The 14,840-nt window shown below is 40.5% G+C and carries 18 protein-coding genes; 7 read left to right on the top strand and 11 right to left on the bottom strand.

Annotated features, from left to right (window positions below; translation table 11 throughout):
- Positions 1-75: 75 nt before the first annotated feature.
- The 4 genes from N4A56_RS13670 to N4A56_RS13685 all read left to right on the top strand — a co-directional run bounded on the left by N4A56_RS13670 (position 76) and on the right by N4A56_RS13685 (position 3,853).
- Complete coding sequence (locus tag N4A56_RS13670; RefSeq protein WP_293669306.1) at positions 76-591, top strand: hypothetical protein; 516 nt, start codon at positions 76-78, stop codon at positions 589-591.
- Between the two features lie 424 nt (positions 592-1,015).
- On the top strand, positions 1,016-1,177 hold the full coding sequence (locus N4A56_RS13675) for a hypothetical protein (RefSeq protein ID WP_295548152.1): 162 nt from the start codon (positions 1,016-1,018) through the stop codon (positions 1,175-1,177).
- Positions 1,178-1,447: 270 nt separating this feature from the next.
- Positions 1,448-2,167, top strand: coding sequence for a site-specific integrase (locus tag N4A56_RS13680; protein WP_295548155.1), 720 nt, complete (start codon positions 1,448-1,450; stop codon positions 2,165-2,167).
- A gap of 63 nt (positions 2,168-2,230) precedes the next feature.
- Positions 2,231-3,853, top strand: a complete 1,623-nt coding sequence (locus tag N4A56_RS13685; protein WP_295548157.1) for an anti-phage dCTP deaminase — start codon at positions 2,231-2,233, stop codon at positions 3,851-3,853.
- 227 nt (positions 3,854-4,080) lie between these two features.
- On the opposite strand, the gene N4A56_RS13690 is transcribed toward N4A56_RS13685, so the two are convergent.
- From N4A56_RS13690 to N4A56_RS13735, 11 genes are all read right to left on the bottom strand, one after another.
- A complete protein-coding gene (locus tag N4A56_RS13690) occupies positions 4,081-4,554 on the bottom strand; it encodes a hypothetical protein (protein ID WP_295548160.1) in 474 nt (157 codons plus the stop codon).
- Positions 4,555-4,719: 165 nt separating this feature from the next.
- Positions 4,720-4,854, bottom strand: coding sequence for a hypothetical protein (locus N4A56_RS13695; RefSeq protein WP_295548161.1), 135 nt, complete (start codon positions 4,852-4,854; stop codon positions 4,720-4,722).
- Complete coding sequence (locus tag N4A56_RS14930; RefSeq protein ID WP_366519929.1) at positions 4,823-4,954, bottom strand: relaxase/mobilization nuclease domain-containing protein; 132 nt, start codon at positions 4,952-4,954, stop codon at positions 4,823-4,825. The genes N4A56_RS13695 and N4A56_RS14930 overlap by 32 nt, the downstream gene beginning before the upstream one ends.
- Positions 4,955-4,987: 33 nt before the next feature.
- The gene (locus N4A56_RS13700; protein WP_295548163.1) at positions 4,988-5,209 is read right to left on the bottom strand and encodes a hypothetical protein; all 222 of its coding nucleotides are present in this window, start codon (positions 5,207-5,209) and stop codon (positions 4,988-4,990) included.
- On the bottom strand, positions 5,190-5,585 hold the full coding sequence (locus N4A56_RS13705; protein WP_295548165.1) for a hypothetical protein: 396 nt from the start codon (positions 5,583-5,585) through the stop codon (positions 5,190-5,192). The genes N4A56_RS13700 and N4A56_RS13705 overlap by 20 nt, the downstream gene beginning before the upstream one ends.
- 339 nt (positions 5,586-5,924) lie before the next feature.
- Positions 5,925-6,827: an AAA family ATPase gene (locus N4A56_RS13710; RefSeq protein ID WP_295548168.1), complete on the bottom strand. Its 903-nt coding sequence runs from the start codon at positions 6,825-6,827 to the stop codon at positions 5,925-5,927.
- A gap of 9 nt (positions 6,828-6,836) precedes the next feature.
- Positions 6,837-7,061, bottom strand: a complete 225-nt coding sequence (locus N4A56_RS13715) for a hypothetical protein (protein WP_295548169.1) — start codon at positions 7,059-7,061, stop codon at positions 6,837-6,839.
- Between the two features lie 62 nt (positions 7,062-7,123).
- Positions 7,124-7,936, bottom strand: coding sequence for a hypothetical protein (locus N4A56_RS13720; protein ID WP_295548170.1), 813 nt, complete (start codon positions 7,934-7,936; stop codon positions 7,124-7,126).
- Positions 7,937-8,039: 103 nt separating this feature from the next.
- Complete coding sequence (locus N4A56_RS13725) at positions 8,040-9,980, bottom strand: DUF4365 domain-containing protein (RefSeq protein ID WP_295548171.1); 1,941 nt, start codon at positions 9,978-9,980, stop codon at positions 8,040-8,042.
- A 65-nt stretch (positions 9,981-10,045) separates the two neighbouring features.
- Entirely contained in the window at positions 10,046-10,825 is a 780-nt protein-coding gene (locus N4A56_RS13730; protein WP_295548173.1) for an HNH endonuclease signature motif containing protein, read from the bottom strand.
- 19 nt (positions 10,826-10,844) lie between these two features.
- Positions 10,845-11,666, bottom strand: coding sequence for a hypothetical protein (locus tag N4A56_RS13735; protein WP_295548176.1), 822 nt, complete (start codon positions 11,664-11,666; stop codon positions 10,845-10,847).
- Positions 11,667-12,218: 552 nt separating this feature from the next.
- On the opposite strand from N4A56_RS13735, the gene N4A56_RS13740 reads away from it, so the two are divergent.
- From N4A56_RS13740 to N4A56_RS13750, 3 genes are all read left to right on the top strand, one after another.
- A complete protein-coding gene (locus tag N4A56_RS13740) occupies positions 12,219-13,181 on the top strand; it encodes a site-specific integrase (RefSeq protein WP_295548178.1) in 963 nt (320 codons plus the stop codon).
- 304 nt (positions 13,182-13,485) lie between these two features.
- The gene (locus N4A56_RS13745; RefSeq protein ID WP_295548181.1) at positions 13,486-13,929 is read left to right on the top strand and encodes a hypothetical protein; all 444 of its coding nucleotides are present in this window, start codon (positions 13,486-13,488) and stop codon (positions 13,927-13,929) included.
- Positions 13,863-14,543 (top strand): AAA family ATPase, encoded by a 681-nt coding sequence (locus tag N4A56_RS13750; protein WP_295548184.1) that lies wholly within the window; start codon positions 13,863-13,865, stop codon positions 14,541-14,543. Before N4A56_RS13745 ends, N4A56_RS13750 begins: the two co-directional genes overlap by 67 nt.
- Positions 14,544-14,840 lie beyond the last annotated feature (297 nt).

Here is a 14,840-nt window from a genome sequence, read left to right on the forward strand (position 1 = left end):
ACTTGACGGATAGTCATCTAATGACCATAGTTAGTTGTACCCACACAGGGGAGAAATAGAGATAAGGAGTGCCACATGGCGGTTACAGAATTTTCTAAGGCAGTTAAATCTATCAGCGAAGTTCTTATTTTTGAGAACTGGCTACGCTTCTACTTCATCAGCGAAGAGGAAGGAGAGAAGCTTTTCATACGTATTCCCGAAAAAGCAGATATGCGTATTCGCGAAAACTGGCCGCATCTTCATTCACTTGCTGACGCACTTAACAACAAGGAAATCACTCCGGAAACCTCCCGTGAAGCAGTTGTTGTTCACGTTTCAAACGAACTTGACGGTAGCAGCATGAAAGCAGGCATGGCAGAGCGTGTTTTCAACAGCACAACCTTCCAGTTTGAACTGCACTTGTTCAGCATGTGGGTAGAAGGACACGAATCACAGCTCGATCAACAATTCCTCGACTTTGGCAACTGGCTCACCATGTATGCAGAATGGAAACAGTCTGACAAAGTTAAAGGCTACATCGAGGAAACTCGTGAAAAAATGAAAGCAGCAGAAGCTGCAACCGCAACAGAGACTACTACTAAAAAACAATAGTATCTGTCTCACCTAAGAATCGTATTGTTAGCGCAAAAAAACAGGCACCGGAAAATTCCGGTGCCTGTTTTTTTTTGATGAACACAATGTTGGGATAGCCTACGTTTTGCGATTACAATCTCAAAGCAATCAAGATTATCATACTATTCTTCAACTAGCCCCCTAGCCATAGGCAAAAAAAAGCGCTCACAACAATTTAAAAATCGTCGTAAGCGCTTTTTTATTTCTGGTACCCGGGGCCGGACTTGAACCGGCACGTCCTTGCGGACGAGAGATTTTAAGTCGCTGTACGAACCTTCACAGATCCTCACAAATGAAATTCAACCATTTGACTTAAAAGAGTTTTTCATATTAAGCTTTTCACAGTTCATAACCTGTATCCCCACTATTTCAGCTACAAAATGGGGACAATAATGGAGAGCTTATGGCAAAATTCAAATGGAACTCGACCTCAATTAGAGGCATTCGGTACAGAGAGCACCCAACACGCAAGCATGGGGTAAAAAAAGATCGGTATTTTGCGATTTGCTACCAAAAGGACGGGAAAAGACGCGAGGCCGCTCTTGGATGGGCTTCTGAAGGCTAGACAATAGACAAAGCCTTTGCGCAACTTTCAAAACTTAAAGAAGCTGCTACGACTGGCGAAGGGCACACGACCCTCAAAGACAAACGCCAAGCAGCAGAACAGAAACAGCAACAAAAGAAAGCTAAACGAATCACACTAGATGAATACTGGTCTTCTGCCTACCTTGCCCACGCTCAGAGAACTAAAAAAAAGTCATGGCACAAGGAAGAAAGCCATTACAGAAATCATCTCTCTCCATTGTTGGGAAAGACTTCTCTCTGCGATATTTCAATGCATCACTGGGATTCTCTTGTTAGCCGCCTGACTTCTCAGAAACTTTCTGAACGCTCTGTTGAGTATATCTCCGGAACACTGCGAAGAGTGCTTCGTCATGCCCATGATCGTGGAATTACAGATTCTCCACCGCCCTCTGGAAAAAAAGTGGGAGCGACCGCTCCCACCAATAACCGCAGAATGCGAATTATTACTCCAGAAGAAAAGGTATTAATTCTTAACGAGCTAAAAATCTCTGACCTTCAAGCATGGCGCATTACTCTATTCGCGTTTCTAACTGGTTGCAGAGCGAGCGAAGCCTTTTCTCTTGAATGGCGTAATGTAACCGCCAACGGAATAAATTTTGAGAACACTAAGAACTCAGAATCCAGAACTATTCCGATGAGCACCCCACTACGTGAGCTTATTGCATCAATTGCTACAGGCGCGCCAACTGAAAAAGTTTTTACCAATGCCCACATGCGAACCTACAAAGAAGCACCGTCGCCATTCAGAACAGCTGTAAGCAGACTTGGATTAAATGAAGACAGAGCACGTCTAGACTGTATCTCTTTTCACAGCATCAGGCACACTGTTGCCACAGAACTAGCAAAACAAATCGATATTCGCTCACTCATGGATATCATGGGGTGGAAGGTTCCTGCGATGGCTTTGCGGTATATGCATGGAGATGATAGTTCTAAACTACGTGCTTTAGAAAATATACAATCATTATAGACTTTATAGACAAAAATCATACTGAAAGTTATCACTCACTGATATACTTTGGAGGGGTAACTAATGTTCGCAAAACAACTATCGCTTGTTGAAAAAAATACAATACAAAAAAATAAGAAAAACCTTGGCTACAAAGGGATTGAACAACGAAAAAGTCGTGAATTAGTTTTTGCCTTTGTCGAACCCATAGGCGGCGGCGCTAAAGATGCAGCCAGAAAACTAGAAGAGTTATTGAAATCTGCTGAATTCGATTACGAAGTAAACCCCATCTCTATGAGTTCAATAATTGAAGAAGAAGCTACAAGGCTCGGCTTCGAAGAGGGTGAAATAAAAACAGACCTCATTGGACACAATGCTTCAAAAGCCGCAAGCAAAATATATAAACTACAACGATGGGGGAATACCCTTAGAGAACGCTTTGGTTTCGACCATCTTGCCAAAATAGCAATCTCTAAGATCGTGGAATTTAAAGTAGATAATGACAGCTACGAAACAGCTGAAGGAGCTGTTACTGTTCAAAAACCGGACAAAATCGCTCACATTATCAGGTCAGTAAAACATAAAGATGAGTTAAAGCTGTTAGAGTCCATCTATGGAAAAATACTCTTTCTTATTGGAACAAGTGGCAGCCATTCTCAACAACTTGAAAACTTTAGGTCATGCAGCAACGGTCAACGCCAACAAGATCAGCGTAAAAAAGAATATGACTTTCTAAGCAAAATTGACCAAAAAGAAGGAATCAAAAATGGCCAACAAGTTCGAGAAATCTTCCACAAAGCAGATCTATTTTTAAACAGCCAGCACAATAATCTCTCTCGTGACTTATCTCGCTTTTTAAATCTTCTTTTTGGACGACAAATTATTAGTCCAACAGTCGAAGAAACCATGATGGCTAAAGCTTTTTCAGCTCGCCTTCGCTCTACATGTTTATCTAGACAAGTAGGTGCTGCAATTTGTGATAGTAATAATGAACTAGTTTCTATTGGATGGAATGATGTACCTGCATACAAAGGAGGATTAACGACAGATCATACAAGAAATTATGAAAAAGTTATGTGCAAAGAACTTGGCGAATGCAGAAGTAAAGTCGAAATTTCATCTTTACTTTCAAATATTTATAATAACTTAAAAAAACAAGGGATGCTAAAAAAAACATGTAAAGAACAAGATATTTTTGAACTCCTTGAAGATGCTGGTTTAAAAAACCTTATTGAATTTTCTCGAGCTATCCATGCGGAAATGGAGGCGATTTTAAGCGCAGCCAGAACGTCCAAAAAAGGTTTGAGAGATGGTACGATTTACGTTACCACTTACCCATGTGACAATTGTGCAAAGCACATTCTTGCTGTTGGGCTTGCACAAGTTGTTTACATAGAACCTTACCCCAAAAGCCGCGCAAAAGACTTTTTCGACGAATTAATTGAAGACGCCGAAGAATCTACAAGTGACTATAAACTTACATTCAAGCAGTTCGTAGGTCTTGCTCCTAAAGCTTACGCGTTATTCTTTGAGAAATGGTATGATCGAAAAAAGGATGATGGGACGTGTGTCAACAGAGCTGATGCAACACTCCCCTTAACTGATGTATACCTCGACAGCTATACATTATACGAACACCGTATTACCGAAGAATTAGAAGAGTTAAAAAGTAATGCAAAAACAAAAACAGAAGATACTTCCAATTAAAGGATTAGAAAAATTTTTCTCTGATGTCTTTGTTGAAAGCCACTCGATTGAAGTAAATGTTAACAGTAAAGTTGTTGAGTTATCCAAGTACAAAAGTACAAAACATTCACTACAGCTTGATTGTAATTCCTCTTCTTCAAGACTTTATAATCATGCAAAAAGCTTTACAAGCCACTACAAAATATTTGGATGATCTAACGCCCCTACCTGTTAAGTAGGGGCTTTTTTCATGCCAAGTAACGTGCTACCACGATCCGCATAACTATCACCAAGAGCATACCAATTAACACCCCTAGCCCAACACCACTCCATAAAGTACTCTTGCGAACTTCTAAAGCGTAGTCCCTGACATCATCAAGCAACATAGACGCTCTTTTTGCACTTTGTTCAACATTTCTTCCTGCTTGTGTAATATCACTGGTAACCCTTGCTATCACACTAACGGGAAAGTCCTTTACTTGTTCTGCGGATTTTTCCACTTTGTTTGCTGCTTGATTTATCGTAGTCCGCAAATGCTTCAAGAGAGCCATCGTCTCGCCATAGCTTGAGGCCTTGTAATGCTCTAATTTGCCTATTACTTCCAGCAGCCCCTCTATGTCTTCCTTCTGCTGTTCTTCCTCTGGAGTCATCGCCTTGCGCGCCTCGTTGTACTCTCTGGCTCTGTCCAACACCATCGATTTCATTTGATCTGTTTTGCTCATAGCAAACTCCACGTTTTAGAAGTCCATTCCAAGAATAGCCACGTCCAAGGGAACTGCCTTTCATTACTACATCATCATATTCAAAGCTTATCCCACTGACGCGGCCTGTTTTTGCCTTGTTTAACAACACGCCGACACCTTGATGCGCCAAGTTCGTGCATAGTTCTAAAATTCTTTTGTATGCTTCAATGCTTCATCAAGCACATGCTGAAGCTGCTGTTTTACAGGGAGAGTGCCTGTTCTAAGCGCGAACTCAATCTCTTGCTTCTTAGGAGCCCGCTTCATTGCTTTCTGAGACAACAGCGCCATCCATCGACACACGGTTAGCTATTATGTGAATATGATCATGCTCAGTGTCATTGTGCCGAACGACAACGTACTGGCTATTTGAAAACCCCATATGCTCCAAATAAGACTCTGCAACACCTTTCCATTACTCCCCATTTAAATTCTCATCAGGGGCAATACTAACAACAGAGTGAGCGACAGCTCTCCCTAGATTTGGGCGTAATTTACGTATAACTCCAAATTCAGAAGCAAACTGACGTGGTGTTTTACCAGCCATATTTGTTGCCAAAAACTCTGCCTTATCCTTAGATAGAGCGTAGTCTAATGCGCCCCTAAATCCTTTCCCCTTAATTACTTTCGCTATCATCACTAACTCCCAAAATCGCTAGCTGCACCTGACGCAACAAGTTCAATAAAATTTCTGGCTCTTTTTGAAGAGTCACAGGCAGCCCCTTATTCGCTGCTCTCGCAAGTTGATTCAAACTCACACCGATTCTACTGAATTCGACATACATATCTCTATTCACTTCCGGAGCTGGCGGCGAAGGTAATTTGCGATCTAGTGCTGCATGACGAAGCCATTGAGCGGGACTCATACCCATTGTCTTTGCCCGTGCAATTAATTTGTCCATTTCTAACTCGTTAACTCGAACTCCAATTGTTCGAGAACGCACAGCCTCTTGCGACAACTTAGGGCGACCGCCCACTCCTTTTTTCCTTATGGAGTTCAACTGCTTTTTCATGCGAACCTCGTGAGCATTGCCCCGCAGGGCAAGACGTTTGAGCGAAGCGAAAACATGGCTTGCTACCAACCGATACAGCTTCAACCTCACTCAATATTTCAATCTATTGATGGCAACTGCGGGTAATATCTGTGTGTCCCACACACAAAATCACACTGGGACAAACAAAACGAAGGAATTACCGGAACTGTCCCACCACTTGTCCCGCATGACATCTGCAAAAGCAGAGTGACACCACCGAATAAGAAGAAGCTGTCCCGTATCCGTCCCACCGTGCGTCCCGAAAATTATGGGCTGTCCCACTGTCCCGCCTCTTATAGGTAGGGACAGCGGGACACCCTACAATTTTGACTTAAGCCGGTGGATTGCAGATTTAGATTTTCCCATCTCTTCAGCGATCTCTCGAATTGAAAGCCCTTCGGCCAACAAGCTTCTTAACTGGTCTTGTTCTGCCTCTTCGATTTCCCGAACTGTCCATGTAAGGGCATCGCCTTCTTGCTGAAGCTGTACTTCGAAAGGTTTCACTCCATCCCCAGCAACACCACGAGCTTTCGTTAGATGCACTTCAAAGCGTGCTCCCTCCTGCATCGTGTACCCCTGAGGCCTTCGTAAACTGATCACGGTATCCATAATGTCCTCCTTTGCAGATGTGCCACGTTGATCGCCGGACTTGCCCGCATGATGCACGAGAAGAACAGACAAAACACGACGGCGTAGATCCAGTAACCAAGACTGCACAGGAAGCCATGAATCTGCTTCGTTTTCCCGTCCATTACGGCAAAGAGTCGCCAAATTATCGATAACAACAAGGCGAACACCGTTAAGAAACTCATCAACGGATCTCTGCCCAGCACTATGCGAAAGGTTGGGCATTGGAACTTGCTGCAAATCCGGAGTGATTAACTGAAAAAAATGAGATGAAGGCAAGGCACTATCTGAACCATTTGAAAGTCCCAAAAGCCGTTCCTGCATTGTAGAAGCAGGCATTTCACCATCGATATAGAGAACAGGCTGGGGAGAAGGAGCTTTCCAGCCATAAACCTCACCACCTGAAGCTACCGCAAGGGCCATACTTAACGCGGCATAGGTCTTTCCTAACCCGCGGGGAGCGTAGATAATTGCTAACCCTTGTTCTGGAAGAACAGGCTCCAACAAAAACTGTCTTTCGGGTAGTTCAAGAGAAAGGAATTCAGAAAGAGAACAAGCGGCTAGAGATGAAGAATTGGCAGTCGTCAATGGCATCGGAGCCACCTACGAGCTAAGCCAACGTTCAAGCCACGCAACAAGATCTTCGCGTATATAGGCAACGCGTCGACCACTTTTTACGGATTTTGGGCCAAGCCCTTTGCTATCAAGATTTGCCATGTAGCCACTGCTAATTAGTCCACCGAGGTAAACATTCAAGTCTTTTCGGGCAATGACAGGGGGAAGGGTTTTGAGAAGAATTGAAAGGTCAGTTGATTGTAGCTTTTCCATATGAAGCCTCCACATAATGTTTGTTGTTATGTGAAGAATAGAGAGGGCAAAATCTCGACAAGTTAGTTCTCGGGATTTTTTGCTTTAGAAAACCATGTTTGAAAGGTCTTAAACTTCATGGCTTTTTCTGATTCAAGCCGAGTTGTAGAAGAAACCCAAGAGTACATTAATTCATTATTATAATGTGAAAAAGTAAAAGTGTACTTCTCAATTTTCATTTCTTTGATCACAGCGAATTTTTCTTCCAAATAACTCCAACATTCCTTTGCAGTCTGTTTGGAATAATCTGGAACCATACGTATAAGAATAATTATTTCGTCTTTTATTGAATGACTTGTTCCACCTCGGGATTGAGGTTTTACTTTTAGCGTTGGAAGATTGTTTGGAAATCTTGGGAAGGGATGAATCGGCAACTTCTTTGCGACACTTAGCTCACTCAATAAGCAAACCAATCTATCAATAAAATTAGGTAAAAGAACTCTGCCTTGATCTTCTATAATCTCTCTTGAAAGCACATAAATTTCTAAACAAAGAGCAACGTCGTAAACCCTACGGTCTTTACGCTGCGCAATCGTTAAACAAGCAGAAATCGAATCAAATCTGTCTTTGAGCTGTTCATAGTAGCTATCTAAATTCAAACCAAAAACAAAAGCATCGGAGGCTAGCTGCATATCTTGCAAATAGTTTGTAGCCAAAAGAGAAATTGCTCTCTGATGTTCTACAAGCAACGCTCCCCTAGCGCGGTCATTCAACCGCCATAACGCATCACTACATTGCCCCCAAGGTAAGTCAGGTTTTTTTCCTAGATTTTTCAAATTAAAATCTTGAACTATGTCCTCAAGATATTGTGTGAATTTATCTCTTTCTTTGAACATGCTATAACCACCTTTTTCATAAGTGGTTATATATGAAGCAAGTCTAATGCAAGATTCTTGTAGTCTAAATCAGATTTGTCTAAAAACGTACAAACAGAACGCGCTAGCTAGCCTCCCTATCTAGAATGTTGATCATTTTTCCATCCTCATTCGGGAAACGAATTGCCAGTTTTGAATTAGCCTCTTTGATCTCTCCAATAATTGTCTCTATCACTTTAGCAAATGGGGCAACATTCTTACCGTGCTGCTCACACATGCTATAAGCCAAGTCAACATAGTCATCCTTTCCATAAAAATATGCCACTTTTACTGTAAATACCAAAACCCACAATGGAACTTCTGCGTCAAAACAACATGAAGTTGCATTTACCCATGCTTCAAGATCATTTCTATTTACAAGAGAACAAACAATAAATGCGTATGCGGCATCTGCATTCATTCCCTCTTTATGAAACTTTATCCCTAAATTATACCATGCTAAAGGACACAAAAGATCTAATCGCAGTGACTCATTAATTCGAGCTTCAGCGTCTTCTTGTGTTTTACATTCAGATATGTCCGCCATCTTAATGGCAGCTTTCCGCTCACGCGCTTGTAATTTCAGATCAAACTTTTCAAGCAACATACTTAAACAAAAGAACTTAAGACGCCATTCAGCATGCTCGTCATGTGACTCATCTAAAAATTTGGAAAAAATTTTACAAGATAATTGATAATTCCCTGCTAGCATCAAAGAATCCGCATACAAAGGAAGAATGCCCTCTCTTTCTTCAATATCTAACGACTTTTTATAGTACGCTGCAGCATGATTATATTTCCCAATATCAAACAACAGCCCACCAAGTTCACTGAAAAAATATGCTTGCTGATAGTATGCAGGTTGATGTTTCCGAGCCCTTAAATAACATTGAATAGCTTTACGATTTTTACTAATGCTTCGATAAAAATTTCCAAGGTTGTACAAAGAATGTCCGTACATTTCATCATGGATTTTTTCGTTCCGTTCAACACAATGAAGTAAATAAGCTTCGATAGCGGCTGCCTTTTTATCATCCGTTCTATCTAAAGAATGCAAAATGGCTATAAGCACAGCACCTTCAATATGTTCTGAGACGCCCTTCTCAATAGCTAACTTAGCAATCTCAATAGCCTTCTCAAACTCGTTTGAGTTAAGCAGCTGTGGGAAAATGTGGACTAACAAATCTGGTTTATTCACTAGTTTTGCACCAACGCCATCAGCAAAAGCTACCTTTGCAGAAAAATCATTATTACCCATCTGAGCAATAATGGCAGCTAGTCCCAACATAATATCTTTTGCCAACTCAGCAGCTAGTGAATCTTGTTCCATTGACGCTACATTATGAAATACACAATGATACACGCCTCCAAGATCTATACTTAATTCCTCAGGTGAAATCTGAATATTAACGATCGCATCTTCTTTCGCCAACAGCACTCGAACATGTTTGCTGTATTCTTGACGCATTTCTTTGCGTAACTTTGCCAAAAGAAGGCCGGACTCCACACCACAAACGTGACTTCCATTAACGACCAAATTACATTTAACAGGAAAATTAATTGCTCCGTTTCGTATCATCTTAATCTTTTTTAGCTGTTCCTGAATAAGCCGAGGAGTTTTCTCTTTCTCCCAACAATCCGAATCAACGAATTTTATTAAGACAGTTTTAGCCCCCTCTTTTGCGCCATACAGATCTATTTCATGTGCCCATTTATAATAAAATTTATCCTGAACAGATGAATATCTGACAATCAAAACAGGGATATCTAACCTTCTATAGTACTCTAATGTTTCAATTTTTAGATTAAAATTTTTAATCGTGTATGCCTTTGTGGAGCTCGTGGCCTTAAGTTGAACCCAATAAACTAACCCAGAAGGACTACCATCAACATCAAAAACCTCAACTTCAACGTCAACTCCATAATCTTTATCTTTATCACGACTTACCCATTCTTTAGGTAATAGTATTCCATACTTATGTCTTGAAAGATCTTCTAGGTGGTGCTGCATAACGCGTTTAGGCATAAATAACTTCTTGTTTTCTAATGATTATGGACAACAACTTTTTTACTATTCATTATCTTTTAAGATTAAGCATTACGCCACGCCTCCGGCCATCCTTTCCAGTCAAATGAATCGTCATACTGAACAAGAGCCATAACCATATCCTCAACCATCTTAATAACATCTTCCAATACAGCCCCTGTACAAAGGACATTCATTATCGTCCCACCAGTCCCCCCTCCTTGAGGTTCTGCAACAGCACGATGCCATCGATAACGTGTCGTAATCACGTCTGAAAAAAACTCTTCTGCAGTCTGACCACCAAATTGATCTGGAGAATAAGAATTTGATAAAAAGATTAATACTGCTACCAGCGCATCCTTATAAGCATAGTTTGCCTCAACCATTCTTGCAGTTACTCCAGAATCCCATTCAGGCTTTGCAAGCGCTGTAAGTTCACGTTTGAATTCCGGAAGTGAATTTATATAACTTAGCGATGGCTCTAACTTTCGTGAACATGATGCTGACTTATAAACCTTGGAACCTCTCTCTTTAGATATTTTGTATTCTAGCGCTATCTCAACAGCCTTATCTCTCCGCCGTTTAACTATCTGCAGCCATTCGTCTCTATACTTACGAACTAATGTTGCCCCTAAATGCCGACCAAATCCCCCCTTTATTTGTGTCTGGTTATGGCAATGCAAACACAATGGAACTAAATTATCTAACGAGTTGTTTTCTGGATTCTCATCTATATGATGAATCTGAACATATTTACCTAACTCTTGACAAACACAGCACGTCCTATCAGCCATATACAAAACTTCTGCAGCGATATCATTTGGAATCGATTTTCTTTTTTTCATATCTTACCGTTATCCAGCATCAATTTTTTGCATGCTCAGCCTCATACTCTTCTAAGACTCTTCTCTCTTCCATTTTTTCCTGATCACGATCTAATGAAGAGAAGGTATTCACATTTAACCGCACATAGTTTCCAGATGTCACTTTTTCGATTCTTGTTCTAAGTTTTTTTACCTCATCAGCAAGCGTATATAACGGATCTCCTCCACCAATAGTACGCAAGCCTTTAAATTCTGACAGATCAATTGTTACAACATCAGCATACTGAGTTCCTTCAACATCAAAATAGTCAATCTCGATAAATACAACTTCATCATATACACTTGAAGAAAGCTCTCTAAAGCTAAAAAGAAAACTTTTAAACTCCTGCTCAATGCCAAAGGCTCGTATCCCTTTCGAAAAAATATTTATTTTCATAAGAGCATCAACAACATCATTTACTGCTGCATCGATCAACTCACCCTGCTCATTTCTCATAACAAAAGAAATATCTTTCGCAACTCCCCGCCCTCTATTTCTAACAACTACCATCATAAAGGCTGATGAAATTGGACTAGGTTCTAGCGTAACACTAACTTGTGGTCTAAGTGTTTCTTTCCGCAATGAATCAACTTGCTTATTCTGCGCTTTTCGTAATGCCCAAGTCTCCTTCGCCAACACAACTGTTAGTATTGCTATTGCAACAGTAGCAAATGCAGAAACCCAACTCGCATATACTCCTGAAGAACCTAACGCCATCATTACTAAAATAATATCGTATCCATCCCACAATACCCCAGCGAAAAAAAACACTACACCAAAGAACGCTAGCCCAAGAGCAGTTACCCAATAATTCTTATCCATCCTTTTCCTTCTCTTACGATGCAAGTAAACAACATGACGAATTAGTTGACGATATTGCTATAGCATCTAACATCTCCACAATACACATTTCAGATTATAAGTGGGGACAATGTGGGGACAAACTGAATAAAGGGCAAAAAAAAAGCACTAACAACAATTTTAGAAATCATCGTAAGTGCTTGATTTTACTCTGGTACCCGGGGCCGGACTTGAACCGGCACGTCCTTGCGGACGAGAGATTTTAAGTCTTAATTCACACCAAACCTCACCCCAGACAAAACAAATAACATTACGTTTTTACTGAATTTAATTCAAAAGCTCAGTTTTGTAGAAATTACAAAACGCCACTTCCCCTACGCAAGCTGGGGAGAAAGTGGGGAGAGAATGAATCAGTATGGCAAAAATTATCTGGCACAAAACCAAATTCCCTGGCGTACGCTTTTATGAACACAACACCAGAAGACACAATCGTCGAAAGGATAAATACTTCACTGCTCGCTTTCAAAAAAATGGAACACGTAAAGAATTAGGTCTCGGATGGAGTTCGGGTGGGTGGACGGCAGAAAAAGCCTACAACGAACTCCTAAACTGCAAAAAGGCAAAACCACATCCACATCAACAGAAACAAAAAAACAAACTCAGACAGCCAAGCCTGAAGTGGAAGCAACACTCAATAGCTACTGGAAAGAATCCTACTTATCATTTGCTAAGCGAACTAAGATAAAGTCATGGCATAAAGAACAAAGTCATTTTGTTAACCACTTATCTCCAGTTCTCGGAGAAAAGAAACTTGCTACCATTTCAATCATAGATTGGGACAAAATTATAACCAATCTAGTCGAAAAAAAGCTCTCAGAACGTTCTATCGAATATATTTCAGGCACGTTACGAAGAGTACTTAGGCACGCTCACCTAAGAGGAATCATCTCGCAAAGCCCACCAAGTGCTAAAGCTGTAGGTACCACCATCACCAATGACAATCGCCGAAAGCGCACAATCCAACCCCACGAAAAAGAAATGATTCTTAACTACCTAAAAGAAAATGATGCAAATGCTTGGCGAATTACACTCTTTGCATTTCTAACTGGCTGCAGAGCAAGTGAAACATTCAAACTTGAATGGCGACATATCACAAATACCCACATCACATTCGACAATACTAAAAATGGTTCATCCAGAACCATACCCATTAGTAATACATTGCAATCCCTACTGCTCTCTTGTGAAGAGCGTACTCCCACAAATCGAGTCTTTTTGCGAAAAGACTACACTCCCTATTACGAAGCACCAGCGACTTTCAGAACATGTATACAGACACTAGGATTTAATGAAGGTCGTGCGAGGCTTGATCGAATAACTTTTCATAGTATTCGGCATACAGTCGCAACAGAGCTCGCAAACAGGCTCGATTTACGTTCCTTGATGGACATCATGGGCTGGAAAGTGCCTGCGATGGCCTTAAGGTACATGCATGGCAACGAGCTACAGAAACTTGCTGCTCTTGAGATGCTTTAGTTTTTCACACTTGTCTAAACTTATCCACAAATGCTCTTAAAATGTTCCTAACTCAATCTCATTTTATTTCTAAATAACACTTTTAAGAAAAAACAAACTTAAAACTGACTTTAAGAGCCATTTTGCCTTTATCCCATCGTTAAGTACAAGTTGTGCGAAAAAAACGTCTCAGAATTGTTTTTCTTGCATATAAACTTTTTTTTTGTGTAGAAGTAAGCCGCTTTTCCAAAAATGCGTGTTCTAAAAAGTACCCTTGGACTCCTGCGAGCTCACAACAATTTAATTTTATTAAGAAAGAAAAAATATGCCTCTAAGCAACAAAAATATTCTCCAAAATCAGTCACCCCCACTGTTATCTAATTTTACCATTTCTCTACCTGCTTCAAAGACACTCTCAGTAATGACAGGAAGAGAATTACTTAAAGTTGAGACTCAATCGAATCCAATTCTCGAAGATCTCCTCTGCAGAAAGGATGCCCTACTTCTTTGCGCTACTTCTGGTTTAGGAAAATCCTTGATGATAAACCAAATCGCTATCACTGGAGGGATGAAAAGTAAGCCAAGCTTATTCAATGAATTTAAAATCACTAAAAATTTTCGCACGTTATTTGTTCAGGCAGAAAATAGTGATCAAGCTGTTGCTGCTAGGATTCTGAAAAAAGAAACTCAATCGAAGAACATGTGTTTACAGCTCAAATGCATAATAGTGGCTGTGTTACTGGGGATATTGGTAATGACGACTTCTTGACTGAGATGGGGGATATTATCAAAGAACAATGCATCGATGTGGTCATTATCGATCCTTTGATTTCGTTCATCAAAGTTTCTGAAAATGACAATTGCAAGATGCGCGAGTTACTAGATAACTTATTTGCAGTAATCAAAAGCGCGAATGCTTCATTAATACTAGTCCACCATGTTTCCAAAAGCGGAAACACTTATTCTCAAGGGGGACGAGGGGCTCAAGCAATTTCAGACTGGGCACCTAATATCATTAAGCTCTCTCACGCTAGAGGTTCGAAGGATGGAAAAAAAATTATCTTTCATCATGAAAAAGCCCGTAATTTCAAAATCAAAAAAACAGAATTGACTCTCTATAGGGACGAAAATCTTTGGTTCACAACTGACCCAATTACAGACTGTAACATCTTGGAGGAAAAAGGAGTACTAGCAGTGAAAGCACTGCAGGATCATGGTAAGCCATTTAATTCTCAAAAAGACTTTATCGCTGCCATGATGAGCTCATCTGATGTGAAAAAGACTGAAGCACAACGCAGAATTACCGCTGCAGTGGAATCAGGAAGCATTATCGCAACAGATATCCCTGGAAGTCGCAGTAAAAGCTACGCTCTTTCGCAGTAAGAGCGACCGTATACCTGATCCTAGGTAAATAAATCAATACATTGAGAAGTAAGGCTCAAAAATTCCAGACAATCTGGGGTCTTTTCTTACGCTCAAAAAACAACAAATCAGGAGATAGAAAATCTAATGAATACTTTATTCAACCCATGCCCCAAATTGAAGCAAAAAGCTGGGTAACCCTTACAAACTGTAAGTTTAGCTAAAACCCGAAGCTAATCTTGACCCAACGAATACACACACAATAATTTCATTTATTTATAGAGGGTGCCAGGCCAAAGGCCTGGATACGTTTCTTAT

This window comes from Halodesulfovibrio sp., assembly GCF_025210605.1.
Taxonomy (GTDB): Bacteria; Desulfobacterota; Desulfovibrionia; order Desulfovibrionales; family Desulfovibrionaceae; genus Halodesulfovibrio.

What these genes read in the sequence shown, in the direction of transcription:
- N4A56_RS13690 (WP_295548160.1), bottom strand. Translation starts at nt 4,554, where the DNA reads ATGAGCAAAACAGATCAAATGAAATCGATGGTGTTGGACAGAGCCAGA.
- N4A56_RS13675 (WP_295548152.1), top strand. Translation starts at nt 1,016, where the DNA reads ATGGCAAAATTCAAATGGAACTCGACCTCAATTAGAGGCATTCGGTAC.
- N4A56_RS13745 (WP_295548181.1), top strand. Translation starts at nt 13,486, where the DNA reads ATGCCTCTAAGCAACAAAAATATTCTCCAAAATCAGTCACCCCCACTG.
- N4A56_RS13735 (WP_295548176.1), bottom strand. Translation starts at nt 11,666, where the DNA reads ATGGATAAGAATTATTGGGTAACTGCTCTTGGGCTAGCGTTCTTTGGT.
- N4A56_RS13705 (WP_295548165.1), bottom strand. Translation starts at nt 5,585, where the DNA reads ATGAAAAAGCAGTTGAACTCCATAAGGAAAAAAGGAGTGGGCGGTCGC.
- N4A56_RS13700 (WP_295548163.1), bottom strand. Translation starts at nt 5,209, where the DNA reads ATGATAGCGAAAGTAATTAAGGGGAAAGGATTTAGGGGCGCATTAGAC.
- N4A56_RS13680 (WP_295548155.1), top strand. Translation starts at nt 1,448, where the DNA reads ATGCATCACTGGGATTCTCTTGTTAGCCGCCTGACTTCTCAGAAACTT.
- N4A56_RS13725 (WP_295548171.1), bottom strand. Translation starts at nt 9,980, where the DNA reads ATGCCTAAACGCGTTATGCAGCACCACCTAGAAGATCTTTCAAGACAT.
- N4A56_RS13730 (WP_295548173.1), bottom strand. Translation starts at nt 10,825, where the DNA reads ATGAAAAAAAGAAAATCGATTCCAAATGATATCGCTGCAGAAGTTTTG.
- N4A56_RS13670 (WP_293669306.1), top strand. Translation starts at nt 76, where the DNA reads ATGGCGGTTACAGAATTTTCTAAGGCAGTTAAATCTATCAGCGAAGTT.
- N4A56_RS13685 (WP_295548157.1), top strand. Translation starts at nt 2,231, where the DNA reads ATGTTCGCAAAACAACTATCGCTTGTTGAAAAAAATACAATACAAAAA.
- N4A56_RS13715 (WP_295548169.1), bottom strand. Translation starts at nt 7,061, where the DNA reads ATGGAAAAGCTACAATCAACTGACCTTTCAATTCTTCTCAAAACCCTT.
- N4A56_RS14930 (WP_366519929.1), bottom strand. Translation starts at nt 4,954, where the DNA reads ATGGGGTTTTCAAATAGCCAGTACGTTGTCGTTCGGCACAATGACACT.
- N4A56_RS13710 (WP_295548168.1), bottom strand. Translation starts at nt 6,827, where the DNA reads ATGCCATTGACGACTGCCAATTCTTCATCTCTAGCCGCTTGTTCTCTT.
- N4A56_RS13720 (WP_295548170.1), bottom strand. Translation starts at nt 7,936, where the DNA reads ATGTTCAAAGAAAGAGATAAATTCACACAATATCTTGAGGACATAGTT.